17 protein-coding genes, 1 pseudogene and 1 riboswitch are annotated in these 23,851 nt (G+C 74.8%); of the genes and pseudogenes, 11 read left to right on the forward strand and 7 right to left on the reverse strand.

The genetic code is table 11. From position 1 onward, the window contains the following. Positions 1–124 precede the first annotated feature (124 nt). Positions 125–1,516, forward strand: coding sequence for a glutamate decarboxylase (locus ACIPXB_RS02655; RefSeq protein WP_401443567.1), 1,392 nt, complete (start codon positions 125–127; stop codon positions 1,514–1,516). On the opposite strand, the gene ACIPXB_RS02660 is transcribed toward ACIPXB_RS02655, so the two are convergent. From ACIPXB_RS02660 to ACIPXB_RS02670, 3 genes are all read right to left on the reverse strand, one after another. After that, positions 1,485–4,109, reverse strand: coding sequence for a Helicase associated domain protein (locus ACIPXB_RS02660; RefSeq protein ID WP_401443570.1), 2,625 nt, complete (start codon positions 4,107–4,109; stop codon positions 1,485–1,487). The two genes, ACIPXB_RS02655 and ACIPXB_RS02660, sit on opposite strands and share 32 nt — an antisense overlap. 116 nt (positions 4,110–4,225) lie before the next feature. Next, the gene (locus ACIPXB_RS02665) at positions 4,226–5,983 is read right to left on the reverse strand and encodes a sigma-70 family RNA polymerase sigma factor (RefSeq protein ID WP_401443572.1); all 1,758 of its coding nucleotides are present in this window, start codon (positions 5,981–5,983) and stop codon (positions 4,226–4,228) included. A gap of 118 nt (positions 5,984–6,101) precedes the next feature. Beyond that, entirely contained in the window at positions 6,102–6,887 is a 786-nt protein-coding gene (locus ACIPXB_RS02670; protein WP_401443574.1) for an IclR family transcriptional regulator, read from the reverse strand. Positions 6,888–6,984: 97 nt separating this feature from the next. On the opposite strand from ACIPXB_RS02670, the gene ACIPXB_RS02675 reads away from it, so the two are divergent. After that, on the forward strand, positions 6,985–7,623 hold the full coding sequence (locus ACIPXB_RS02675) for a bifunctional 4-hydroxy-2-oxoglutarate aldolase/2-dehydro-3-deoxy-phosphogluconate aldolase (RefSeq protein WP_401443576.1): 639 nt from the start codon (positions 6,985–6,987) through the stop codon (positions 7,621–7,623). Beyond that, entirely contained in the window at positions 7,620–8,687 is a 1,068-nt protein-coding gene (locus ACIPXB_RS02680; protein WP_401443579.1) for a PfkB family carbohydrate kinase, read from the forward strand. The genes ACIPXB_RS02675 and ACIPXB_RS02680 overlap by 4 nt, the downstream gene beginning before the upstream one ends. Positions 8,688–9,099: 412 nt before the next feature. On the opposite strand, the gene ACIPXB_RS02685 is transcribed toward ACIPXB_RS02680, so the two are convergent. Continuing rightward, positions 9,100–10,440 carry a glycoside hydrolase family 18 protein gene (locus ACIPXB_RS02685; protein WP_401443581.1) on the reverse strand — a complete coding sequence of 447 codons (1,341 nt, stop codon included), beginning with the start codon at positions 10,438–10,440 and terminating at the stop codon, positions 9,100–9,102. A 101-nt stretch (positions 10,441–10,541) separates the two neighbouring features. Next, positions 10,542–10,677, forward strand: a riboswitch (cobalamin riboswitch). Between the two features lie 35 nt (positions 10,678–10,712). On the opposite strand from ACIPXB_RS02685, the gene ACIPXB_RS02690 reads away from it, so the two are divergent. The 5 genes from ACIPXB_RS02690 to ACIPXB_RS02710 all read left to right on the forward strand — a co-directional run bounded on the left by ACIPXB_RS02690 (position 10,713) and on the right by ACIPXB_RS02710 (position 16,457). After that, positions 10,713–11,723 (forward strand): ABC transporter substrate-binding protein, encoded by a 1,011-nt coding sequence (locus tag ACIPXB_RS02690; protein WP_401443583.1) that lies wholly within the window; start codon positions 10,713–10,715, stop codon positions 11,721–11,723. Continuing rightward, positions 11,720–12,745 (forward strand): FecCD family ABC transporter permease, encoded by a 1,026-nt coding sequence (locus ACIPXB_RS02695; protein WP_401443587.1) that lies wholly within the window; start codon positions 11,720–11,722, stop codon positions 12,743–12,745. The genes ACIPXB_RS02690 and ACIPXB_RS02695 overlap by 4 nt, the downstream gene beginning before the upstream one ends. After that, on the forward strand, positions 12,742–13,527 hold the full coding sequence (locus tag ACIPXB_RS02700) for an ABC transporter ATP-binding protein (RefSeq protein ID WP_401443590.1): 786 nt from the start codon (positions 12,742–12,744) through the stop codon (positions 13,525–13,527). Before ACIPXB_RS02695 ends, ACIPXB_RS02700 begins: the two co-directional genes overlap by 4 nt. 108 nt (positions 13,528–13,635) lie before the next feature. Further along, on the forward strand, positions 13,636–14,100 hold the full coding sequence (locus ACIPXB_RS02705) for a hypothetical protein (RefSeq protein WP_401443592.1): 465 nt from the start codon (positions 13,636–13,638) through the stop codon (positions 14,098–14,100). Continuing rightward, the gene (locus ACIPXB_RS02710; protein WP_401443595.1) at positions 14,097–16,457 is read left to right on the forward strand and encodes a protein phosphatase 2C domain-containing protein; all 2,361 of its coding nucleotides are present in this window, start codon (positions 14,097–14,099) and stop codon (positions 16,455–16,457) included. The genes ACIPXB_RS02705 and ACIPXB_RS02710 overlap by 4 nt, the downstream gene beginning before the upstream one ends. A 17-nt stretch (positions 16,458–16,474) precedes the next feature. On the opposite strand, the gene ACIPXB_RS02715 is transcribed toward ACIPXB_RS02710, so the two are convergent. After that, the gene (locus ACIPXB_RS02715) at positions 16,475–16,858 is read right to left on the reverse strand and encodes a VOC family protein (RefSeq protein WP_401443598.1); all 384 of its coding nucleotides are present in this window, start codon (positions 16,856–16,858) and stop codon (positions 16,475–16,477) included. 249 nt (positions 16,859–17,107) lie between these two features. Between ACIPXB_RS02715 and ACIPXB_RS02720 the strand changes: the two are divergent. The 3 genes and pseudogenes from ACIPXB_RS02720 to ACIPXB_RS02730 form a co-directional block, all read left to right on the forward strand. Continuing rightward, positions 17,108–17,656: pseudogene (locus ACIPXB_RS02720) on the forward strand (galactokinase); the annotation flags it as partial. 406 nt (positions 17,657–18,062) lie between these two features. Continuing rightward, positions 18,063–19,034: an aldo/keto reductase gene (locus ACIPXB_RS02725; RefSeq protein ID WP_401443600.1), complete on the forward strand. Its 972-nt coding sequence runs from the start codon at positions 18,063–18,065 to the stop codon at positions 19,032–19,034. Continuing rightward, on the forward strand, positions 19,031–19,996 hold the full coding sequence (locus ACIPXB_RS02730) for a D-2-hydroxyacid dehydrogenase family protein (protein ID WP_401444405.1): 966 nt from the start codon (positions 19,031–19,033) through the stop codon (positions 19,994–19,996). Before ACIPXB_RS02725 ends, ACIPXB_RS02730 begins: the two co-directional genes overlap by 4 nt. Positions 19,997–20,063: 67 nt before the next feature. Here ACIPXB_RS02730 and ACIPXB_RS02735 read toward each other — a convergent pair whose 3' ends face one another. Further along, entirely contained in the window at positions 20,064–20,924 is an 861-nt protein-coding gene (locus tag ACIPXB_RS02735; RefSeq protein ID WP_401443603.1) for an ABC transporter permease, read from the reverse strand. Next, positions 20,921–23,662, reverse strand: a complete 2,742-nt coding sequence (locus tag ACIPXB_RS02740) for an alpha/beta fold hydrolase (protein WP_401443605.1) — start codon at positions 23,660–23,662, stop codon at positions 20,921–20,923. The genes ACIPXB_RS02735 and ACIPXB_RS02740 overlap by 4 nt, the downstream gene beginning before the upstream one ends. Between the last annotated feature and the right edge of the window lie 189 nt (positions 23,663–23,851).

Below are 23,851 nucleotides of genomic sequence, written 5' to 3' on the forward strand. Positions count from 1 at the left end.
CCGCCATCGGGGGTGTATGAGGGTGCTCACACCCCGGACTCGGCCGGAAGGTGCGCCGGGGCGGGGTCGGGTCGCCGGGAAGGCGGAGCCGGATTCGGCAGCTTATGTCCCCTATAGTCCCGATATGCCTCTTCATGAGACGAAGGGCGGCAGCGCCCTCGACGCGGACACCGACGTGTTCACCTCCGCCCTCAGCGGCCAGGTCCTCCCCAAGTACCGGATGCCCGACGACCACGCGCCCACCGAGGTCGTCTACTCGCTGCTCCACGACGAACTGCTCCTCGACGGCAACGCCGCCCAGAACCTCGCCACCTTCTGCACCACCTGGTCCGACGACGGCGTGCACAAGCTGATGAACGAGTGCCTCGACAAGAACATGATCGACAAGGACGAGTACCCGCAGACCGCCGAGATCGAGGCACGCTGCGTCAACATCCTCGCCGACCTCTGGCACGCCCCGGCGGGCGACGCCACCGGATGCTCCACCACCGGCTCCAGCGAGGCCGCCATGCTCGGCGGCCTCGCCCTCAAATGGCGCTGGCGGGCCCGCCGCCGGGCCGCCGGACTGCCCACCGACAAGCCCAACCTGGTCTGCGGACCCGTACAGATCTGCTGGGACAAGTTCGCCCGCTACTTCGACGTCGAGCTCCGCCAGATCCCGCTCGAGCCGGGCGCCACCGGCATGCGCCCCCACCAGCTGGCCGAGTACGTCGACGAGAACACCATCGGCGTCGTCGCGATCCTCGGCGTCACCTACACCTGCGACTACGAGCCCATCGCCGAGATCGCCGCCGCCCTCGACGCGATCGAGGCCGAACACGGCTGGGACGTCCCCGTCCACGTCGACGCGGCCAGCGGCGGCTTCGTGGCCCCCTTCCTCCACACGGACGTGGTCTGGGACTTCCGGCTGCCCCGGGTCGTGTCCGTCAACTCCTCCGGCCACAAGTACGGTCTGGCCCCGCTCGGGGTCGGCTGGATCGTCTGGCGCTCCGCCGAGCACCTGCCCGAGGAGCTGGTCTTCCACGTGGACTACCTCGGCGGCGACATGCCGACGTTCGCGCTGAACTTCTCCCGCCCCGGCGGCGAGGTCATCGCCCAGTACTACCTCTTCCTGCGCCTGGGCCGCGGCGGCTACCGGCGGGTGCAGCAGGCCTGCGCCGACACCGCCCGGTACCTCGCCGAGAAGATCGCGGACATGGGCCCCTTCACCCTGCTCTACGACGGCCAGGGCGCCCTCCCCGCCGTCTCCTACACCCTGACCGACCCCGACGCCACGCCGTTCACCCTCTACGACCTCTCCGACCGGCTGCGCATGCGCGGCTGGCAGGTCCCCTCCTACCCGCTGCCGCCCGACCGCCAGGAGACCGTCATCCAGCGCGTCCTGATCCGCCACGGCGTCACCCGCGACCAGATCGAACTGCTCGCCGCCGACGTGCGCCGGGCCGTGGAGTACCTCACGGCCGCACCCCCGCCGCCGTCGCCGGTCACCGGGTCCCGCTCCGGCTTCCACCACTGACGGAGGGGGCGGACCAGCGCATCCCGAGGGCGTCCAGGGCCTCGTAGCGCTCCGGGTCCAGGCCCGCCGCCCGCGCACGCTGGTTGGCAATCCACGCCCCGAGCCGGACCGGCTGCCCGCCGAGCACCTCGACGTGGCCGCGCGGCACCCGCAGATGGTGTTCGCGGGCGTGGAACTGGCGGGCCGCGGCCAGGTTCTCCGCCCACGCCCGCGCATGGCTGCGGCGCGGCCGCGGCCGCTCGTCGGCGGCTGCCGGGGCCAGCCCGAGCACGTGCTCCAGCAGCCAGCGCTGGGACCAGGCCAGCCGCTCCCAGGTCAGCCGCTGGGTACGGACCCACGTGCCCAGGTCCTCGCCCTGGACGACCACCTCGCCCGGCCCGGCCGGGATCCGGCCCCCCGCGTCCAGATGCACCCGGGTGAGGTGGAACGCGCGCTGCCAGGAGATCTCCCACGCCGGGCACCAGGCCGGATCGATGTCGTCCAGGGCCCCGCGGCGCTCGGCCGGCAGCGCCCCGGGACCCCGCCGACGGGCGGCGGCCCGCTGGTTCTTCAGCCAGACCCCGACCGGGGCGCCGTTCCAGGTCGCGTCCACCGGCGCCAGCAGGTGCCCGTGCTCGGCCGCCCAGGCGCGTGCGGCCGCCAGCCCCTCCTCGAACGCCACGTCGAAGTGGCTCCACACCATGCCCAGGGCGTCCAGCTGCGCCACCCGGGCGGTGCTCAAGGTGCCCTGGCGGTGGGCGCGCCGGGCGTCGGCGATCCACTGTCCGAGCGGGAAGCGGGCCAGCGCCGCCGGCCAGCCGGCGCCGGCCGCGGGCACCTCGCCCGCCGGTGCCTCGCTCGCGGTCACCGCGCTCGCGCGTACGCCGCCCGCCGGTGCCTCGCTCGCGGGCATGTCGCTCGTGCGTACGCCGCCCGCCGGCACCTTGAACCCGAACGGCACCTTCAGATCGCCGGCCGTGGCGGCGTAGATCCGGGCGGCCTCGACCCCGCGCCGCCAGTGCGCGCTCTCCGGGTTGAGCACACGCAGCCGGATGAACGCCGCCAGCAGCGCCGGATCGCGCGGGGTGGAGAAGCTGAGCAGGCCCTGGGCACCGGCGCTCACGCCCGCGGCGGCCGGCCCGGCCCCCGGCTTGGTGCCCGGCGCCTGCGGCTGGGCCAGCGTCTCCACGATCCGCGTGTCGTGCGCCCGCAGGGCCTCCAGCAGGCGCGCCAGGCTGCCGTACGCCCGTGAGGTCAGCATCGTCTGCGGCGTCTCGCCCGGACCCAGCAGGACCGGCACCACCAGGGAGGCGATCTTGCCCTCGCCGGGCCGGATCCGCAGCGCCCGCCCCACCGCCTGCACCAGATCCGGCATCGAACCGCGGACGTCCGCCCAGTAGACGGAGTCGCACTCCTTGGTGTCCACGCCCTCACCGAGCACCCGGACGCTGCCGAGGAAGGCCTTGTCGGCGATCCGGTCGGCCGCGAACGCGTCCAGCACCCGCCGCCGGTGGGCAGCCGTGTGCTGCCCCGACAGCCAGTCCGCCCACACGGTGCGCGGATACACCGGGTGCGGGGTCCGGCCGGCCAGGCGCAGCCGTGCCGCGACCGCGGGCAGACCCGCGGCGAACGCCTCGGCCTCCTTGGTCAGATGGTGGAAGACCAGCGTCCGCCGGAAGCCCTGCTCGGCGGCGGCCTTCACCAGGGCCGCCTGGAGCGCGGCGAGCCGGGCGCCGCGGACCGCGTCCGAACGCCCGTCCCGGCCCAGCAGCACCGCCGCCTGGAAGCCCGGGTCGGTGACGTCCACGCACACCACCTGGTAGGGCGCGCAGATGCCCCGGTCGATGGCCTCCGACAGCGACAGGGTGTAGCAGCGGGCGCCGAACGGCCCGGCCGGGTCGTCCTCCATGGAGGCGACCAGCTCGCCGGGCGCCCTGCCGTGTCTCCCGCCGCCCTCGGAGCCGGCCCCGGTCCCGGCCTCGGCTCCGGTTCCGGCCTCGGCCTCGGCCTCGGTCCCGGTCCCGGTCTCCGTGTCGCCCTCGGGGTCGCGCCACACCCGGGGCGTGGCCGTCATGTACAGCCGGCGCACCGCCGGGATCCGGGCGTTGTCGTGGACCACGGCCCACGGTTTGCCGATCCGGCCCGACGTGCGGTGCGCCTCGTCGACCACGATCAGGTCCCAGCCCGGCAGCCCGGCCAGATGGCCGCGCTCGATGGTCCCCAGGCCCAGCGAGGCGTACGTCGCGAAGACCGTCACCCGCTCCACCGGCCCGCACCAGCGGGCCAGTTCGGCCGGGGAGGTGGTGGTCGGGATCCCGGCCTCCGCGCCCCGCAGCGAGCACACCGCGACCGCCCGCCCGGCCCGCCCGCCCTCGCGCCAGGCCGCGATGGTCTGCACGAGCAGGTCCAGGGAGGGCACCAGGACCAGCACCCTCCCCGCCCGCAGCGCCTCGGCGGCGCGCACCGCGACCAGGGACTTGCCCGACCCGGTCGCCATGATCACCTGGGTGCGCAGTCCGGCCTCCGGGACCCGCCCGCCCGCCGGCAGCTCCAGCGCCCGCACCACGGCGTCGACGGCCTCACGCTGGTGCGGACGGAGGTCCTTCTTCGTCATGCACCTCGCTCCACCCGCTCTGAACTGCTCTTTCGGCTCCAGCAGCTATCCTGCCCTCATTTTGAAGCATCCGGAGCCGCAGCGGGGACCGCCGTCCCGCCGCCACCGGGCGCCGGTTACCGGGCGCCGAAGTTCTGCGTCCACCACGGGCCGCCCGCACCCTTGTGGATACCGACGCCGATGTCCTTGAACGAGCAGTTGAGGATGTTCGCGCGGTGCCCCGAGCTGTTCATCCAGGACGTCATCACCTGCTGCGCGGTCTGCTGCCCGCGCGCGATGTTCTCCCCGTACGTCGACCAGCGGTAGCCGGCGGCCGTGGTGCGCTTACCGGGGTCGGCGCCGTCGGGGCTGGTGTGGTCGAAGAAGTTCCGGGCGGCCATGTCGTCGGAGTGGCCCTGGGCCGCCGCCCGCAGCTGCGCGTCGTCCTTCAGCGGCCCGCAGCCGGCGGCCGCCCGCTCCTTGTTGACCAGGGCGATCACCTCGGCGGCCGCGCCCTGCGGGGCGGGAGCCGGGGCGGGCGCGGCCGGCTTCGGGGCCTGGCTCGCGGTGCGGCTCGGGCTCGGGGCGGCGGACGCCGACGCGCTCGGCGACGCGGAGGCCGACGGCGAGGGCGAGGCGGACGCCGAGGCGGAGGGGGACGGAGAGGGGGAGGCCGGGGCGCTCGCCGTGTCGGGCGCGGACAGCGCCGCGAGCGGGGTGGCCGTGGTGGCGCCCCCGCCGGCCTCGGTCGCGCCGGAGCCGGGCCGGGTGGCCAGGTAGACGAGCCCGCCGCCCGCGACACAGGCGGCGACCACCGCGCCGCCGATCACGCGGCGCCGGTTCTGGCGCCGCTTGCGCAGCGCCCCGCGGCCGCCGGCGTCCTCACCGGCGCGGTGCCGGTCCCGGGCGGCAGCCCGCCCACCCTCCGCCGCCGTGCCCGCCGATCCGCTCGGCGTCGCCCCGGTCACGGCCGGGCTGATCTGGGTCGCGGCGTCCGCGAAGCCGGGGGCGCCGGGAGTCCCGGGGGCGCCCGGAGCGCCGTACCCGGGAGCGTCGTGGGAACCCGCGGCCGGCCCGGCCGCGTACGCCGCCCCGGCCGGGGCCAGACCGGCGCCGGCGCGTACGCCCGCCAGCAGCGCCGCCCCGACCGGTACCAGCGCCAGGCCCGCCAGCAGACCCTCCGCCGGCATCAGCCCGCTCCACAGGCCCGAGCAGCGCACGCACTCGCGCGCGTGCCGGGCGATCCGCTTGCGCCACAGCGCCGACGGCCGCCCGTCCCAGGTCATCAGCACCCCGCGCAGGATGTCGCACGGCGGGTTCGCCTCCAGCGCCCGCTCCACCACGCGCGCCGCCTCCAGCTGAGCCTTCATCCGCTGCACCCGCACGGCCGTGTGCTGCTGCGGCAGTTCCAGCGCCCGGGCGACCTCCGCGCGGGTGAGCTCCCCGGCGCACTCCAGCCACCACAGCGACAGCAGCGCCCGGTCGTCCGGCTCCAGCCAGCGCGTGGCGCGGGCCGTCTCGCGCCGCTGGCCGGCCAGCTGCAGCTTGACGACGGTCAGGTCCACGAAGTCGGCACCGGGGTCCGCGACGTCCCCGGCCTCGTCCAGGCCGCCCTCGGCGTAGGGGCGCGGGGCCTGCCAGTGCGCGCGGACGCGGTTCATCGCTATCGCCACCAGCCAGGAGCGGAAGCTCTCGTCGGAGCGCAGCGAGCCCAGGCCGTCGAGCGCCCGCAGCATCGTGTCCTGGACCACGTCGTCGACGTCGACCGAGCCGTTCAGGGCCCGCCCCACGATGTTGTAGACGAGCGGCAGGTGCGACGCCACGAGCTCGTCCTGGGCGCGCGGATCACCCGCGCGAGCCGCGCTGACGAGCTCCGCCGTGTGCTGTGTACTCATGTGATGTTCCCTGTCCGTGCCGGCCGGTCGATGATGCCCAATACCTGGGAGACCGTCGAGGGCGGGTGGGATAACACTTTCTTGCGACGGATTCCGCGCTGGTTTCCCGCGCCGGTCTTCACAGCAGGGGCGCCAGTGCCTCCGCGGCCGCGCGCAGGGCCGGGGCGTATGCCTCGATCTGCTCGCGGGTGACGAGGAAGGTGACGGTGGTGACGCTCACGCCGCCGACCGGGCGGCATCGAGCGTCCACGACCGCGGCGCCGATGCAGCGGATGGCCGGCTCGTTCTCCTCGTCGTCCAGCGCGAACCCGCGCTCGCGTGCCAGGGCCAGGTCCGCCTCCAGCGCCGCGGGGGTGGTCAGGGTCCGCGCGGTCCGGGGCGCCAGTCCGGCCGCCTCGATCAGCTGCGACACCTCCGCGGCGGGCAGCCGCGCCAGGACGCTCTTGCCGATCGCGGTCGAGTGCAGCGGCATCCGCATACCGATGCGCGACGCGGTCCGGAACGGCTGGTCGCCCTCCAGCTTGCGGATGTAGGTGATGCTCTCGCCGCTGTGCAGCGCGAGGTGCACGGTCTGACCGGTGGCCCGCTGCAACCGCTCCAGGACGGCATCCACACCGGCCGGTTCGGCCCCCGCCACCTGCGCCGCGAGGGCGCGCAGCCGCGGGCCGGCGCCATAGCGGCTGCCGCCCTCGACGGTTGCGAAGCCCTGCTCGACGAGGGCGCCCAGGATCCTGTGCGTGCTCGACTTGGGGACCGCGGCGGCGGCCGTCACCTCGGTGAGCCGGTGCGGGCCGCCCGGCGCGGCCACCGCCTCCAGGACGCGCATCGACTTCTCCAGCGCCGTGCCGGCCGCCGAGGTGCGGCCGCGACCGCCGGTCCGGGGTGTGCGGGAGGCGTCGTCCATTGACTCGTGATCTCCCTTGGTGGGTATCGTCTGCGACAGCAAGTTCCGGTACAAGATACCCAGTTCCACTACGTGGAACACAAGGGAGGGGGATCTGGTGTCCTGTCACCCGTACGCGGTGCTGGCCGCCCAGCGGCTGCTGCCTGTCCTGCGTGACGCCGACGCGGACGGCGCCGTCACCAGGACCACCGCGCTGCTGGCCGCCGGCTGCCGCGCCGTGGAACTCACCACGTCGACCCCCGGCTGGGACGGCGCCGTTGCCCGCACCGTGTCGCTGGCCGACCGTCACGGCCGCCCGGCCCTCATCGGCGTCGGCACGGTCACCGCCGCCGCGCAGGCCGAGGCCGCCCTGGACGCCGGGGCCGGCTTCCTCGTCTCGCCGCACCCGGCGCCCGAGGTCCGGGAGGTCGCCGACCGGCGTGGCGCGGTGTTCGTCGAAGGAGGCTTCACGCCCGGCGAGATCGCCGCCGCCGCGCGCCGCGGCGGCTCCGCCAAGGTCTTCCCGGCACACGTCGGCGGCCCACGGTTCATCCGCTCCCTCAAGGCCGTGCTCCCCGAGGCACTGATCATCCCCACCGGCGGGATCCGGCCCGCCGAGATCCACGAATGGCTCGCGGCCGGAGCCGCCGCCGTCGGCATCGGCGCCGGCCTCCCCGCCGACCCGGCCGAACTGGCCGCCGTCTTCACCGACCTGTCCCTGCCCTGTGCCTGCCCCGCATGCGCTCCACGCCGATGACCACGCCCCCGGCCCCCGTGCCCCGCCCCGCTGCCGCCCCCGTCGCTCCCGCCCCCGTCGCCCCCACCCCCGCCGCTCCCACCCCCCTCGCTCCCGCCTACGACGTCCTCGTCCTCGGCGAGGTGCTGGTCGAGATCCATGCCGACGCCGCCCTGCGGGACGCCGCCGACGGGACCGCCGCCCGGATCGCCTACTCCGGTGACGCCCTGAACGCGGCGGCCGCCGCCGTCGCCGCCGGGGCGCGGACCGCGCTCCTCGCCGTCGTCGGCGACGACGAGCTCAGCGTCCCGTTGCTGGAGCGAGCCGCCGGTCTCGGCGTCGACATCACCCACGTCCACCGCGCCCCACGTCCCAACGGGGCCTACCTGCTGTGCGCCGACACCCGGGGCGAGCGGGAGTTCGTCTACTGGCGCGCCCACAGCGCCGGTTCCACCCTCTCTCCCGACCACATCGCGTCCTGGCACCACCTCCTCACCCGCTCCACGGCACTCATCACCAGCGGCATCACCGGCGCGCTCTCGCCCAGCAGCCGGGATGCGGTCGTCGCCGCCGCCGAGGCCGTGCACCGCGCCGGGGGACACCTCAGCTACGACCTCAACTTCCGTCCCCGGCTCACCGACCGCGCGGCGGCCCGGGCCCTGCTGGCCCGGATCGCCCCGCTGGCCGGTCTGCTGAAGACCTCCTGCCCGGCGGACGCCCTCGCCCTGGTCGGCACCGCCGATCCGCGCGCCGCCGCCGACCGCTGCCGCCGCCTGGGCGCCCGGGCCGTCGCCGTCACCACCGGTGCCGACGCGCTGCTCCTGCACGACGGTGCGACGGTCACGTCCCTGCCCGTCCCGGCGAACCCCGCTCCGGTCGACGCGACCGGGGCCGGTGACTGCTTCATGGGCACGACGACGGCCCGTCTCGCGCTGGGGGACTCCCTCGGGGACGCCGTCGCCTACGGCATGGCGGCCGCGTCTCTCTCGGTCGGTGCCCGCGGCGGCACGGGCCACGTCCCCGCCTTCACGGCGACCTCGGCACTCGCCACCGCCCATCGCACGGCCACGGTGCCCGGGCCGTGACGGTCCGGGCGCCCGGAGGGACCGGGCGGCCTGCCAAGGGGGACCCTCCCGTGGGGAGCCGGGAGGGAGCGGGGCGCGGCGGCCGCGCCCGGGCCGGGGGTGCCCGGGCGGCGGCCTCGGACCTCTCCTCGGGGGTCGGAGAAGTCACCGCAGTCACAGCATTGCACTGGTTTCAGCCAAGCAACAGATCCGTGGCCGAAATCCGTTGGCTGGTCCCTGGCCGCGGCTCCGGCTCCGGCTCGGGCGGTGGCGGTCAGGCGGCGGGGGCTGCCACCCCGGACAACCGCGATCGGGGGCTCGGACCGGCCCCGGATCGCGGGCCCGCCACGCACCGCGCGAGCCGTCCCCGGAAAGGGAACACCGCCGGGCCGGAGCAGTGTCGGCGGCCCGGCGGTGTCCGATCGGAAGGGGGTCAGCGCCCCCGCAGGCCGCGGTCCACGGCCGTCATCAGCTCGCCGTCCGCGGTGTCCCCGTCCAGCGACCAGAACATCGCGCCGCCCAGCCCGTGTTCCCGTACGTACGCCGACTTCGCCCGCAGCACCTGCGGGTCGTCGTACGTCCACAGGGTGGTGCCGTCGAACAGCCAGGCGTGTCCGCCGCGCCGGTCCCGGTGCACCGTGTACGCGCCCGAGTCCGCCAGCTTCCGCAGCGCCTTGTAGTCCTCGTACCCGGCCGCCCAGGTGGCCGGCGCGGGGCCGGTCGCGGGCTGCCCCATGCCGTCCCCGCCGCCGCTGACCCCGGTCCAGCCCTGCCCGTAGAAGGGCATGCCCATCACCAGCTTGTGCGCGGGCGCGCCCCGCCGCTGCCAGGCCTCGACGGTGCCGTCCACGCTGAAGTCGTCCCGGGCGTACAGGGCGGACTGCTGGGCGGTCCTCGGCTCCCCGGAGACGTGGAAGTCGTACCCCTGGAGCGTGACGAAGTCCAGGTCGCGCATGATCCGGCGGACCTCGAAGCCCGCGTCGATCTTGGCGGGGGCGGTCGGCACGAAGGCGCTCAGCTCGTACCTCCGCTTCTGGGCGCGTCCGTACGCATCCAGCTGGGTGCGGAACTCCCGTACCAGCTCGGTGAAGTTCCGCTTGTCCTCCGGCCGGTACGTGGTGTCCGTGTCCCCGGCCGACCCCGGCCACTCCCAGTCGAGGTCGATGCCGTCGAAGAGCCCGGCGGCCGCGCCCGCGCCGCCCCGGGCGCCGTCCTGCGGCAGGTTGCCCTTGATGTACAGGTCGATGCAGGACGAGACGAACGCCTTGCGCGAGGCGGGGGTGCGGGCGGCGTCCGAGAAGTGGGTGGACCAGCTCCAGCCGCCCAGCGAGATGAGCACCTTCAGACCAGGGTGCTTGGCCTTGAGCTCACGCAGCTGGTTGAAGTTCCCGGCGAGCGGCTGCTGGGCGTCGTCGGCCACTCCGTCGACGGAGTCGGCCGCGGCCAGCGGACGGACGTAGTCGGCCCAGGCGTCGGCCTCGCCCGGCACGTTGCCGGTGAAGCACCTGCCGTCCGGGCCGACGTTCCCGAAGGCGTAGTTGATGTGGGTGAGCTTGCCGGCGGTGCCGTTGGTGTCGAGGTCCTGGACCTGGAAGTCCCGTCCGTAGACGCCCCATTGGGTGAAGTATCCGACGCGCTTGTACGAGCGGCCGTGGTCGCGGTCCCGGTCGGGGCCGCTGTCGGCGGCGGCGCCGGCGGCGGGCGCGAACGCGGCCAGCAGGGAGAAGGAGCAGGCGGCGGCGACGGCCAGCCTGCCGAGCATGCTGCGGCGCATGGGCTTCCTTTGCGGATGCGGGCAATGGACGTGCGCTGTGCACCCCGGAAACTATTGGTCTGGACCAGCTGGGTCAAGAGGGCCGCCGGGCCCGCGGAGGCGTCTGGCAGACTGGGCTGCGTCACCCCAGGCGGTGCAGGACAGGAAACCGGTGCGATTCCGGTGCGGTCCCGCCACTGTGACCGGATCCCGACGGGTTCCGGGAGTCAGACACTGACGCACCGCCTCCTCACGTCGACCAGGGGACGAGGATCCCCCGGAGAGGCTTCGCCATGCCGCTGTCCCGCGCCCGCGCCCGCCGTGCCGCACTGCGTACGCTCGCGCCCCTCGCGCTCCTGATACCCCTGACCGCGTGCGCGGGAGCCCCCGCCGGCGACGGCCCCGCCTCGGCGGCCCCGGCGGCCCCGGCGGACGGATTCCCGTACACCGTCACCAACTGCGGCGTGAGCACGACCTTCACGGCCCCGCCCCGACGTACCGTCACCATGAACCAGCACGCCACCGAACTCCTCCTCGCCCTCGGCCTCGAGGACCGCATCGCCGCCACCGCCTACCTCGACGACGCGGTCCTGCCCCGCTACCAGGGCGCCTACGGGAAGATCAAGGTGCTCGCGAAGGAGTACCCCTCGAAGGAGCTGCTGCTGGGCGCCGAGCCCGACTTCGTCTACGGCGGCTACCGCAGCGCGTTCGACAAGGCACAGGGCCGCGACCGCGAGGGCCTGCAGAAGAGCGGGATCAACACCCGCCTGAACGTGGAGTACTGCACCGACGGACCCGTAGGACTCGCCCAGCTCAAGACCGAGATCACCGAGGTCGCCCGCACCTTCGGCGTCCCCGAGCGCGGCGCCCGCCTGATCGAGGACGAACAGCGCCGCATCGACGCCGTCACCGCCCGGGTCAAGGACAAGCCCCGGCCCGCCGTCTTCGTGTACGACTCCGGCGAGGGCGCCGCCTCCACCTCCGGCGGCCAGGGCATCGGCAACGAGATCGTCTCCCTGGCCGGCGGCACGAACGTGTTCGCCGACCTCAAGGACACCTTCGGCGACGTGTCCTGGGAGCAGGTCATCGCACGCAAGCCCGAGGTCGTCCTCATCTACGACTACGGCGGCACGAGCGTCGAGGCCAAGAAGCAGCGCCTGCTGAACGACCCGGCCCTCGCGCAGGTTCCCGCGATCCGTGACAAGAAGTTCGTGGTACTGCCGCTGTCCTCGGCCGTCCTCGGCGTCCGCGTCGCCGACGCCGTCGAGTCCCTGGCCGGCGGCCTGCACCCCGACGCCGCGTGAGGGCGCGCACCCCCCTCGCCCTCGTGCTCGTCCTGCTCACGGCCGCGCTCGCCGCCTCCGCCGTGGCCGGGCTGGCCCTCGGGCCGGTCCGGATCGCTCCCGGCCGGGTGCTCGACATCGTGCTCGGCGGGGAACGCACCGGAGCCTTCGCCTCCATCGTGTGGGACGTGCGGATGCCACGCGTCCTGCTCGGGGCCGTCGTCGGCGCCGGGCTCGCGGTGTCCGGCACCGTACTGCAGGCCCTCGTACGCAACCAGCTCGCCGACCCGTTCCTGCTCGGCGCCTCCTCGGGGGCCTCCGCCGGGGCGGTCCTGGTCCTCGTGCTCGGCGTCGGCGCGGGCGTGGCCACCAGCCTGAGTCTGCCGTTCGCCGCGTTCGCCGGGGCGATGGGCGCGCTCGTCGCCGTGTACGCGATGGCCCGGCGCGGCGGCACCATGACCACCGGCCGACTGATCCTGGCCGGGGTCGCCGTCCAGTACATCCTGTCGGCCCTGACCAGCCTGGTGCTGGTGCTCGCCGCCGAGGCCGACCAGGTCCGGTCGGTGCTGTTCTGGACGCTGGGCGGACTCGGCGGGGCCCGCTGGGACGAACTGGCCCTGCCCGCCGCCGCCCTGGCCTTCGGCACCGGCCTGCTGCTCGCGCTCGCCCGGCCGCTGGACCTGCTGCTGGCCGGCGAGGAGGGTGCGCGGACCCTGGGCCTGGACACCGGGCGCTTCCGGGCCGCCGTGTTCGTCCTCACCTCGCTGGTCATCGGGGTGCTGGTGGCCTACAGCGGGGCGATCGGCTTCGTGGGCCTGATGATTCCGCACGCCGCGCGCATGCTGGTCGGCGCCGGGCACCGGGCGCTGCTGCCGGTGGCCGCGCTCGGCGGTGCGGTGTTCCTGACCCTGGCCGACCTGGTCGCCCGTACCGCCGCCGCCCCCGAGGAGATACCCGTCGGGGTGGTCACCGCGCTGGCCGGCGGACCGTTCTTCCTGTGGCTGCTGCGGCGGTCCACCCGGGTGGAGGGGATCACCGGATGAAACCCGTGGAACTGCGCCTGGACGCCGTCCGGTACGAGACGGACGGCCACACCCTGCTGCACGGCGCCGACCTCGCCGCACGCCCCGGCGAGACGGTCGGCGTGGTCGGCCCCAACGGCAGCGGCAAGACCACACTCCTGCGCTGTGTCTACGGCGCCCTGCGGCCCACGTCCGGCCGGGTGCTGCTGGACGGAGCGGACGCCGCCGCGCTCACCGTCAAGGAGCGGGCCCGGCGGGTGGCGGTCGTCCCGCAGGACGCCGGCGGCACCCTCGGGCTGACGGTCCGAGAGGTCGTCGCGATGGGCCGCAGCCCGCACAAACGGTTCTGGGAGACGGACGGCAGGGACGACGGCGTACGCGTCGCCGAGGCCCTGCGGACGGTCGGCGCCGACCACCTGGACGGGAGGCGTTTCGACGCGCTCTCCGGCGGCGAGCGGCAACGGGCCCTGGTGGCCCGGGCCCTGGTCCAGGACCCGGGCCTGCTGGCCCTGGACGAGCCGACGAACCACCTGGACATCCGCTACCAGCTGGAGATCCTGGCCCTGGTCCGCTCCCTGCCCGCCACCGGCCTGCTGGTGCTGCACGACCTCAATCTGGCCGCCTCCTTCTGCGACCGGCTCTACGTGCTGCACCAGGGCCGGATCGCCGCCCACGGCACGCCCTGGGAGGTGCTGACCGAGGACCTCCTGGCCGAGGTGTGGGCCGTGCGCACCCGGATCGGCCCGCACCCTACGACGGGCGCGCCGTACATCGTCCACCTCCCGCCGGCGGCCCGCCGGTGAGCTGCCGGTGAGCCGGCCCGGCACCAGGTGAGAGGGCCCGAACGGCCCCCGGTCCGGTGCCTGTTGTGCCAAGGTGTGGGCAGGTCCGACAACCGGGGGAGTCGCCGTATGCGCATCACGATCGCCAGATCGCAGTCCGCACCCTTGGAGACCGAGAGAGAACTGCGTTCGCTGCACCAGTGGTTGCGGGACGACGACCGCGTACGGCGCCACGCACACGTGGAGTGGGGCGCAGCCGCGCCCGCTCCCGGGACGATGGGCTCGGCGCCGGAGTACGTCCTGCTGGCCGTGGAGTCCGGCGTCCAGCTGGCCGGCCTCGCCCTGGCCTGGTTCACCTGGCGCGGCACGCGTCCCCGGCCGCCCGCCGTCACCTTCGAGCACGAGGGCGTGACGGTGACCCTGGACGGGCAGGACCCCGAGACCGCGGCCCGGCTGCTCGAAGCCCTGACCGGCGACGCCCGCCGCGCAGCCCAGGACGATCCCGCCTCACCGCCGGCCTCACCGCCCACCTCGGCACCTCCCTCGGCACCTCCCTCGGCACCCACCGCGGCGGACGGCGACGCCGGGGCATGAGGGTGTCCGGCCCGCCCGCCGACCCCCAGCGGTCGAGCGCGGTACTCATCGGCGTCAGCGCGTACGACCACCTGCCCGGGCTCCCCGCCGTACGGACCAACCTGGCCGACCTCCGCGACCAGTTGCGGGACCCCGCGGTGTGGGGGCTGCCCGCCGAGCGCTGCCACCTCGTCCACGACCCGGCCGGCGGTTCGGCCGCCATCGCGCCGCTGCGGCACGCCGTCGAGGCGGCCACCGACACCCTGGTGGTGTACTTCGCGGGCCACGGACTGGTCGACCCCGACCGCGGTGACCTGTGGCTCGCGCTGCCCGGCACCCGCCCCGGCGAGGTCGACACGGTCATGCCGTACGACTGGGTCCGCCGCGAGCTGCTGCGCAGCCGCGCCGAACGGGTCCTCGTCGTCCTCGACTGCTGTTACGGCGGCCGCGCCCTGGGGTCGATGGGCGCCGCCCACGCCACCGCGGAACTGGCCAACGGAGCGGAAGCCGCGGGCACGTACCTGATCGCCTCGGCGAGCGAGTCCTCCCAGGCCCTCGCCCCGCCCGGAGCCCGCAACACGGCCTTCACCGGAGAGCTGATCTCCCTGCTGGAGCGCGGCATCCCCGACGGTCCCGAGCTGCTCCGCCTCGACGATCTCTACACCCTGCTCGCCGGGGCCCTGCGGGCCCGCTCGTGGCCGGAGCCGCAGGCACGGGTCCGCAACACCGCGGGCCGGCTGCCCCTGTTCCGCAACCGGGCACACGTACCGCCGCGCCCCGCCGAACAGCTGATCGCCCACCGCTACCGCCCGCTCGACGGGACTCTGTTCGCCGACGAGGACGCCACCACCCTGGCCGCGCGGGATGTCCTGCTCGACCGGCTGGTCGGCATCCGGATCATGCGCCCCGAGACCGCCGCCGACCCCGCCCGGCGGGAGGCCTTCGCCGCGATGCAGCGTGCCCGGGCCCGGCTGGCGCATCCCTCGCTCGCCGTCGTACTGGACCTCGGTGAGACCGAGGTCCGGGGCGTGCGCTGCCCCTACGCCGTCACCCAGGGGCTCGAAGGGGTCGCGCTCGACAGCTGGTGCTCCGGCCCGCGCGACCTCGGACGGACGGTACGCGCCTGCTCGGACATCCTCGGAGCGCTCGACGAGGCCCATCGCAACGGGCTGGCCGACTGGTACCTCGATCCCGGGCGGATCCGGGTCGTGGCCGGGCACGTGAAGGTCGTCGACTGCCGCACGGGCCTCCCCTCGCCGGCCGCCCGCGCGGACGACCTGCGCAAGGTGGCCGCCTGCGCCCACCAGCTGCTCACCGGCGATGCCCGCCCGCCGGACCGCGCGGGACCGCCCCCGGCCGTCCCGGCCGGGATCCCCTACCGGATCCCCGACGGGCTCGCCGGCGTGCTGGATGACGCCTGGTACGGCCGGTTCGGCAGCGCCGCCGCGATGCGCGACGCGCTGGAATGGGCCCTGCTCGCGCCCCCGAGCCCGCGGCCGGCCCACAGCCCGGCGACTGTCCGGCCGGCCCCCGCGCTCGCGCCGCACCCCCGGCAGGTCATCCCGCCCCGGCCGACGGTGCCGCCCACGACGGGCTCCCTCACGATGGAGTTCGCCGCCGGATCGCACAAAGGCCTGCTCCGCGAGGGGAACGAGGACTCCGGCTACGCCGGCCCCCGGCTGCTGGCCGTCGCCGACGGCGCGGGTGCGGCGGAGGCAGGCGCGGTCGCCAGCGCCGAGGCCATCGTCTCCGTCGTCCAGCTCGACGACGACGTCCCCGGCTCCGACCTGCTCACCTCGCTCGCCCACGCCGTGCAGCGGGCCAACGACCAGCTGCGCGCCCTGATCGAGGAGGACCCGCGGCTCGACGGCATGACCACCACGCTCACCGCCCTGTTGTGGACCGGCCTGCGCCTGGGCCTGGCGCACGTCGGCGACTCCCGCGCGTACCTGCTGCGCGACGGCGTCCTGACGCAGATCACCCAGGACCACACCTGGGTGCAGCGCCTCGTCGACGAGGGCCGGATCACCGAGGAGGAGGCCACCACCCACCCGGAGCGCTCCCTGCTCATGCGCGCGCTCGGCAGCGTCGAGCAGGCCGAGCCCGACCTCACCGTCCGCGAGGTCCGCGTCGGCGACCGCTACCTGGTCTGCTCCGACGGACTGTCCGGCGTGGTCTCCCACCAGACCATGACCGATACCCTCGCCGCCCACCTCGGGCCCTACGAGACCGTGGGGGCCCTGATCCAGCTCGCCCTGCGCGCCGGCGGACCCGACAACATCACCTGCATCGTCGCGGACATCGGTGCCGGCGGCCGGTCGGCCGCCGACATCCCGATGGTGGTGGGCGCCGTCGCGGAAGGCGATCAGGGCCGCTGACCCGTACCGGCGCCCGGCTACTCGAACGTGTAAGGGCGGGTGATGATCTCCATGCCGTGGCCGGACGGGTCCAGGAAGTACACGCCCCGGCCGCCGTGGTGGTGGTTGATCTCGTTCGGCTGCTTCAGGTGCGGATCGGCGTAGTACGTGACCCCGCGCGCCTTCAGACGCGCGAACGCCGCGTCGAACTCCTCGTCGGAGACCAGGAACGCGTAGTGCTGCATCACGATGGACTCCGCCGGAACGGTCGCGAAGTCCAGGGTGACGCCGTTGCTGGTGTCGACGGGGACGAACGGGCCCCACGCGGGCCCGACCTCGAGAGCGAGGATGTGCGCCAGGAAGGCGGCGGATTCCCGGTTGTCACGGGAGTGAATGATGGTGTGGTTGAGCTCGACTGCCATGAGTCAATGCCTCCGAAGGGCATCTCGCGGTCACCTCCATGCCTCACCCGGCCGGTGACCGACACGCGATGCCGCTGATCTTGATCATATGGGCCCGGCCCCGTTCGCGTCGAGCCCCGCGGCGCACTGTCGCCGGAGCCGGGGTCGAGACCGCCACCGGCGACCGGAGAGTGGGAACGAAGTGAAGCGAACGAGCAACGGCGTCCGGCCCGAGGACGCGGCCGCGCGGCTGCGGGAGGTGGCGACCCGATGACCGGGCTGACGGATCCGGCGGCGCGGACCGCCGAGGAGTTCCGGGCGCTGTACGGGAGCCCTCCCGAGGGCGTGTGGGCCGCCCCCGGGCGGGTCAACCTCATCGGCGAACACACCGACGACAACGACGGCTTCGCCCTCCCCTTCGCCCTCCCGCAGTGCACGTACGCCGCCGTCTCCCGGCGCACCGACGGCCTGCTGCGGCTGCACTCCGCCGACCGTCCCTCGGGCGTGGTCACCCTGGGCGCCGCCGGTCTCGACCCGGCGCGCCCGCCCCGGGGCGCCGACAGCTGGGCCGCGTACCCGGCCGGCGTGGTGTGGGCGCTGCGGGAAGCGGGCCTGGCCGCCGGCGGCCTGGACCTGCACGTGCGCTCCGAGGTACCGGTGGGCGCCGGACTGTCCTCCTCCGCCGCCCTGGAGGTCGCCACCGCGCTCGCCGTCGACGACCTGTACGGGCCGGCCCTCGACCGCACCGAACTGGCGCGCCTGGCCCGCCGGGCCGAGAACGGCTACGTCGGCGTGCCCTGCGGGATCATGGACCAGATGGCTTCGGCCTGCGCCATCGACGGGCACGCCCTGCACCTGGACACCCGCACGCACGAGGTCCGGCCCATCCCGTTCGACTGCGCGGCGGCGGGTCTGCGGCTGCTGGTCATCGACACCCGCGTGCACCACGACCTGGCGGACGGGGCGTACGCCCGCCGCCGTGCCTCCTGCCACGAGGCGGCCGCCCTCCTCGGGGTCGGGGCCCTGCGCGACGTGCTCATCGGCGGGCTCGACGCGGCGCTGGCCCGGCTCACCGACCCGGAGCTGCGCCGGCGCGTGACCCGGGCGCCCGCCCGAGCCGTGCGCGGGCGGACGTCCTGGCGCCGGGGCCAAATTCCGACGACAGGGCCTGGCCCCGGCAGCGATCATGTACACCCCACACGTCGCCACTGGAGGAACGAACCCCGTGCGCCATCTCCCCCTCGGCAGTTCAGGTCTGCGCGTGTCCGCCGTCGGCCTCGGCTGCAACAACTTCGGCGGCCGCCTCGACGCCCGGGCCACCCGTACCGTCGTCGACGCCGCCCTCGACGCGGGCATCACCTTCTTCGACACCGCCGACATCTACGGCAACCGCGGCGGCTCCGAGGAACACCTCGGGCAGGCCCTCAAGGGCCGCCGCGACCAGGTGGTCCTCGCCACCAAGTTCGGTTACGCGGGCACGGACATGGAGTACGGACCCGCCGCCGGATCCCGCGGCGGGCGCGCCTACGTCCGGCGTGCCGTCGAGGCGTCGCTGCGCCGCCTGGGCACCGATCACATCGACCTCTACCAGCTGCACAGCCCCGACCCCGGCACCCCGATCGTGGAGACCCTGGCCGCGCTGACCGAGCTGGTCGCCGAGGGCAAGGTCCGTTACATCGGCCACTCCAACTTCAGCGGCTGGCAGCTCGCCGAAGCGGCCCACGTCGCCCGCGAGACGGGCGCCACCCCCTTCGTCTCGGCGCAGAACCAGTGGTCGCTGCTGGAGCGCGGCGTGGAGCAGGAGCTGGTCCCGGCCGCCGTGCACTACGGAGTCGGGGTGCTGCCCTACTTCCCGCTCGCCAACGGCCTGCTGACCGGCAAGATCCGGCGCGGCGCTCCGGTCCCGGCCGGTTCCCGGCTCGAAGGGCGCGACTCCTACCTGACCGAGGAGCGCCTGGACACCGTCGAGGCGCTGGCCGCGCTCGCCGACGAGCACGGCCGCAGCCTGCTGGAGCTGGCCATCGGCTGGCTCGGCGCCCATCCCGGCTGCGCGTCGGTGATCGCCGGCGCCACCTCCGCCGAGCAGGTACGGGCCAACGCGGCCGTCGCGGACCGCCCGCTCGACGCCGACCTGCTGGCCGACATCGCGCAGCTGGCACAGACCGCCGGGGCGCGGCGCGAGCGGGCCGGCCGATGAAGGGACCGCTGCGCTGCGCGATCCTCGACGACTACCAGGAGGCCGCGACCACCCTCGCCGACTGGTCCCCGCTCGAGGGCCGGGTGGAGACGGTGGTCTTCTCCGACCACCTCGCGCACGAGGAGTGGCTGGCCGCCCGCCTGGCCGACTTCGACATCGTCGTCACCCTCCGCGAACGGGTGCCCTTCCCCGCCACCCTGTTCGACCGGCTGCCCCGGCTGAAGCTGCTGGTCGCCAGCGGCATGCGCAACTCGGTCATCGACTACGCGGCCGCCCGCCGGTGCGGCGTCGTCGTGTGCGGTACGGCGAGTTCGTCCACCCCGCCCGTCGAACTCACCTGGGCCCTGCTGCTGGGCCTCGCCCGCGGCATCGTCCCGGAGAACGCCGCCGTGCGCTCCTACGGCCCCTGGCAGAGCACGCTCGGCGCCGACCTGCACGGCAGCCGCCTGGGCCTGCTGGGCCTGGGCAAGATCGGCAGCCGGGTCGCCCGGGTCGGCCTGGCGTTCGGGATGGACGTCGTCGCCTGGAGCCGGAACCTCACGAAGGAGCGGGCCGACGAGGTCGGCGTGGGCCTGGCCGGCTCGAAGGGCGAACTGCTGGAGTCCAGCGACTTCGTCTCGGTGCACCTCGCCCTCGGCGACCGCACCCGCGGCCTGATCGGCCGCCGCGAACTGGCCCGTATGAAGCCGACCGGCTACCTGGTCAACACCTCGCGCGCGGCCATCGTCGACCAGCGGGCGCTGCTCGAAGCCCTGCACGCGGGCACGATCGCGGGCGCCGGCATCGACGTCTTCGACGCCGAGCCGCTGCCCGGTGACCATCCGATGCGCAGCGCGCCCCGCCTGCTGGCCACCCCGCACCTCGGCTACGTCACCCGCGGCAACTACGCGACGTACTACGGCGAAGCCGTCGAGGACATCGTGGCGTTCCTCGACGGCTCCCCCGTCCGCGTCCTGGGCTGAGCGCCCGGGGGACGGCCGCCGCCGTCTCCCGGGCCCGCCGTCCCGGGCACCGCCCGGGGTTCTCCCGTCAGGACACGATGTCCTTGCGGGAGAACCCCCGGAAGGCGAGCGCGAACAGCACCAGCGCGTAACTGACCGACACCGCCGTGCCCTTGATCATGCCGCCCCACTCCAGCTGTGGCTGGAGCGCGTCGGCCCAGGCGAACTGCCAGTGCGCGGGCAGGAAATCGCGCCAGTCGCCGAGCGCGGTCACCGCGTCCAGCACGTTGCCGACGATCGTCAGCCCCACCGCGCCACCGACGGCGCCCAGCGGCGCGTCCGTCCGCGTCGACAGCCAGAACGCCAGCCCGGCCGTCACCAGCTGCGACACGAAGATGTACGCCACCACCAGCGCGAGCCGTCCCACGGTGTCCCCGGCCGCCAGTTCGCCGCCCGTCGGCAGCTTCAGCGGCCCCCAGCCGTACGCGACGGTGCCGGCCGCCAGCGCGACCACCGGCAGCAGCACCATCGCCGCCAGGCTGAACCCGAGCGCCACCACCAGCTTGCTCCACAGCAGCCGCGCGCGCGGCACCGGCGAGGCCAGCAGGTAGCGCAGCGAGGACCAGCTCGCCTCGGACGCCACCGTGTCACCGCAGAACAGCGCCACCGGGATCACCAGCAGGAAGCCCGCCGAGACGAACAGACAGGTCGCCGCGAAGTTCGCGCCCGACGCCGTCGCCGTGTCGATCAGCGTGATCCGGTTGCCGCCGTCCGGGCCGCCGTCGGGGCCGCCACCCACCGCGAACGCGACGATCAGGACGAACGGCAGGGCCGCCAGGATCCCGCCCATCACCAGCGTCCGCCGCCGGCGCCACTGCCGCAGCGCCTCCACGCGCAGCGGCAGCGTCCGCCCCGGGCTGTATCCGGGAGCCGTGTCCAGCGCCGTCATGCCGAGCCTCCGATCAGGGTGAGGAACGCGTCCTCCAGCCGGCGGTGCGGTCCCACACCGGTCACCGGCACCTCCAGCCGTACGAGTTCCGCGATCAGTTCGGTGGCCGAGGCGCCCTCCAGCCGGACCAGCAGTCCGTCGTCGGCCGCCACCACCGACCCGACGCCCTCCAGCGCCGCGATCTTCTCCAGCGCCACCTCGCCGACCGCGCCCCCGGCCAGGGTGACCAGCAGCGTGTCGCCACCCCCGGTGATCTCCGCGACCGGGCCCGCGGCCACCTTCCGCCCGCGGTCCATGACCACCAGGTGCGTGCAGGACTGCTCGACCTCCGACAGCAGGTGGCTGGAGACGATCACCGTCCGGCCGCCGGCCGCGTACCGGATCATCACGTCCCGCATCTCGCGGATCTGCGGCGGGTCCAGACCGTTCGTCGGCTCGTCCAGGATCAGCAGGTCCGGCATCCCGAGCATCGCCTGCGCGATCGCGAGCCGCTGCCGCATGCCCTGCGAGTACGTGCGCACCGCCCGTTCCAGCGCGTCGCCGAGCCCGGCGATCTCCAGCGCCTCGGCCATGTGCGAGTCCTGCGCCGGCCGGCCGGTCGCCTGCCAGTACAGCTCCAGGTTGGCGCGCCCCGACAGGTGCGGCAGGAAGCCGGCACCCTCCACGAAGGCCCCGACCCGCGACAGCACCGGCGCTCCGGGCCGCACCGGGTGCCCGAACACCCGGATCTCGCCGGCGTCCGGCGTGATCAGGCCCATCAGCATCCGCAGGGTGGTGGTCTTGCCGGCGCCGTTGGGTCCGAGCAGGCCCAGCACCTGCCCCTTCTCCACCCGGAACGACAGGTCCCGTACCGCGTACCGGTCCTGCGCCTTCGCGTACCGCTTGGTCAGTCCACTGATCTCCAGCGGTACGTCGTCCCGCGCGCCGTCCGGCTCCGGGGCGCGCTCGCCGGCCCCGGACCCGGCCCCGGCCGCGCCGCCGCGCCTGCGGACGAGCAGCAGCCCGGCCGCCAGGGCCGCGGCGCCCAGCGGCAGCCCCCACGTCCAGGCGGGCAGCCCGGCCGAGGCCGTCGTCACGTCGTCGGCGACCGGCACCACGAGCGTGCTCGTGACGTCGACCGTGTACGTCGCGGGGGCCGCCGGGGTGGCGTAGCCGAGGTCGGTGGCCGAGACCACCAGCCGCAGCCGGTGGCCGGCCTGCACCTCGTGGTCGATGGCGGGCAGGGTGAGCTTCACGGTGGTGCCCGCGCCCGCGTTCTCCACGCGGACCGGTGCGACCAGCTGACGGGGGAGCACCTGCTGGCCCCCGTCGGGCCCCACGTCGTACACCTTGCCGAACAGCACCGCCGAGCCGTCGGCAGCCGTCGACCTCACCTTCAGGGTGACGGTCGGGGCGCCCGTGACGCGCAGGGTGCTGTCGAGGGGGGCCGAGTCGAAGCGGGCGAACTGGCCGGGGAAGTCCAGCGCGAACCCGGCGCCCAGCGCCGAGAGCCGGCCGCCGATCCCCGGCAGCGCGGACAGCGCGGGCGGCGCGCCGCCCGGCGGATTGGCGAAGCTCTGCTCGCGGCCGCTCAGCGCGATCTCCCGCGGCCCGGCGGACAGCCCCGGATAGCGGTCGGAGCTCGCGCCGCGCAGTGTGATCTCGCCGTCGGTGGAATCGATGCCACCGGTGCGCGCGACCCGGAAGGCCGGACCGGTGTCCACGCTCTCGTCGCCCTTGAGGTAGCGGTCGAACCAGGCGGTGGTCCGGTCCTGGAGCCGACCGGTCTCGGTGATGCCGCCGTCGTGGCCGCCCGCCGTCCAGTCCACCGCGACCGGCGCCCCGTTCGCGGCGATGGCCTTGGCCATGGCGTCGGACTGGTCCAGCGGGAAGAGGGAGTCGCTCTGGCCCTGGACGATCAGCGTCGGCACCTTGATGCGGTCACCGACCGCCGAGGGGCTGCGCCGTTCCAGCAGTTCCCGGGCCTGCGGGTCCGGTGCGCCGGCCACGGCCACCCGCTCGTACATGGCGCACAGCTCGGGCTGGAACCGTCCGCAGCCGGGCGCCGCCGCGGGGCCGGCGTCCGCCGCAGCAGCACCGGATCCGGCAGCGGCCGCGCCCGGACCGGTGAGCCCGAGCCCACCGGCCGATCCGCTGGTGAAGAACACCCCGGCCCACAGCTTCTTGAACACGCCGTTCGGGAACAGCGCGTCCGCGAGGTTCCAGTACGTGATCTGCGGAGCGATCGCGTCCACCCGCCGGTCGTACCCGGCGGCCAGCAGCGAGATCGCCCCGCCGTAGGAGCCGCCGGCCATGCCCACCCGGGGATCGCCGTCCGCGTCGAGCCGTACGCCGGGCTGCTTCGCCAGCCAGTCGATGAGCCGCGAGACGTCCTTGACCTCGGCCTCGGGATCGTTCAGCCCGATCCGGCCGCCCGAGCGGCCGAACCCGCGCGCGGACCAGGTCAGCACGGCGTACCCGTCGCGCGCGAGGTCTTCGGCGTACTCGCGCAGGTCCTCCTTGCTGCCGCCGAAGCCGTGGGCGAGGAGCACGGCGGGCCGTTCCCCCGCGCCCGGCGCGGTGAAGTACGAGGTGTCGATGGCCGCGCCGGGCATCTCCAGCACGGTGTCCTTGCGGTGTACGGGCGGCGGTTCGCCGGACGCGGCGGCGGTCCAGGTGCCGGCCCCCGCGACGACGGCGAGCACGGCCGCGCCGGCGAGGAGGCGGCCGCGCCGGCGCCTGGGCAGTCGGAGCTTCATACGACGACCCTAATCGGACCGGCCGCCCCGGCCCGATAGCCTCCAGGCGGAACTCCGCACCTTCTCAAGGACTACGCCGCCGCCCGGACGTACCGCACGTGCGGTACACCGCCCCGGGCATGCGGGATCACCGCCCACAGTGCGCGGGACACCGTGCGGGGCGCCTCGCCCGACCTGCGCCCCGGGGCG

It is taken from the genome of Streptomyces sp. NPDC090022 (genome assembly GCF_044748145.1).
GTDB lineage: Bacteria > Actinomycetota > Actinomycetes > Streptomycetales > Streptomycetaceae > Streptomyces.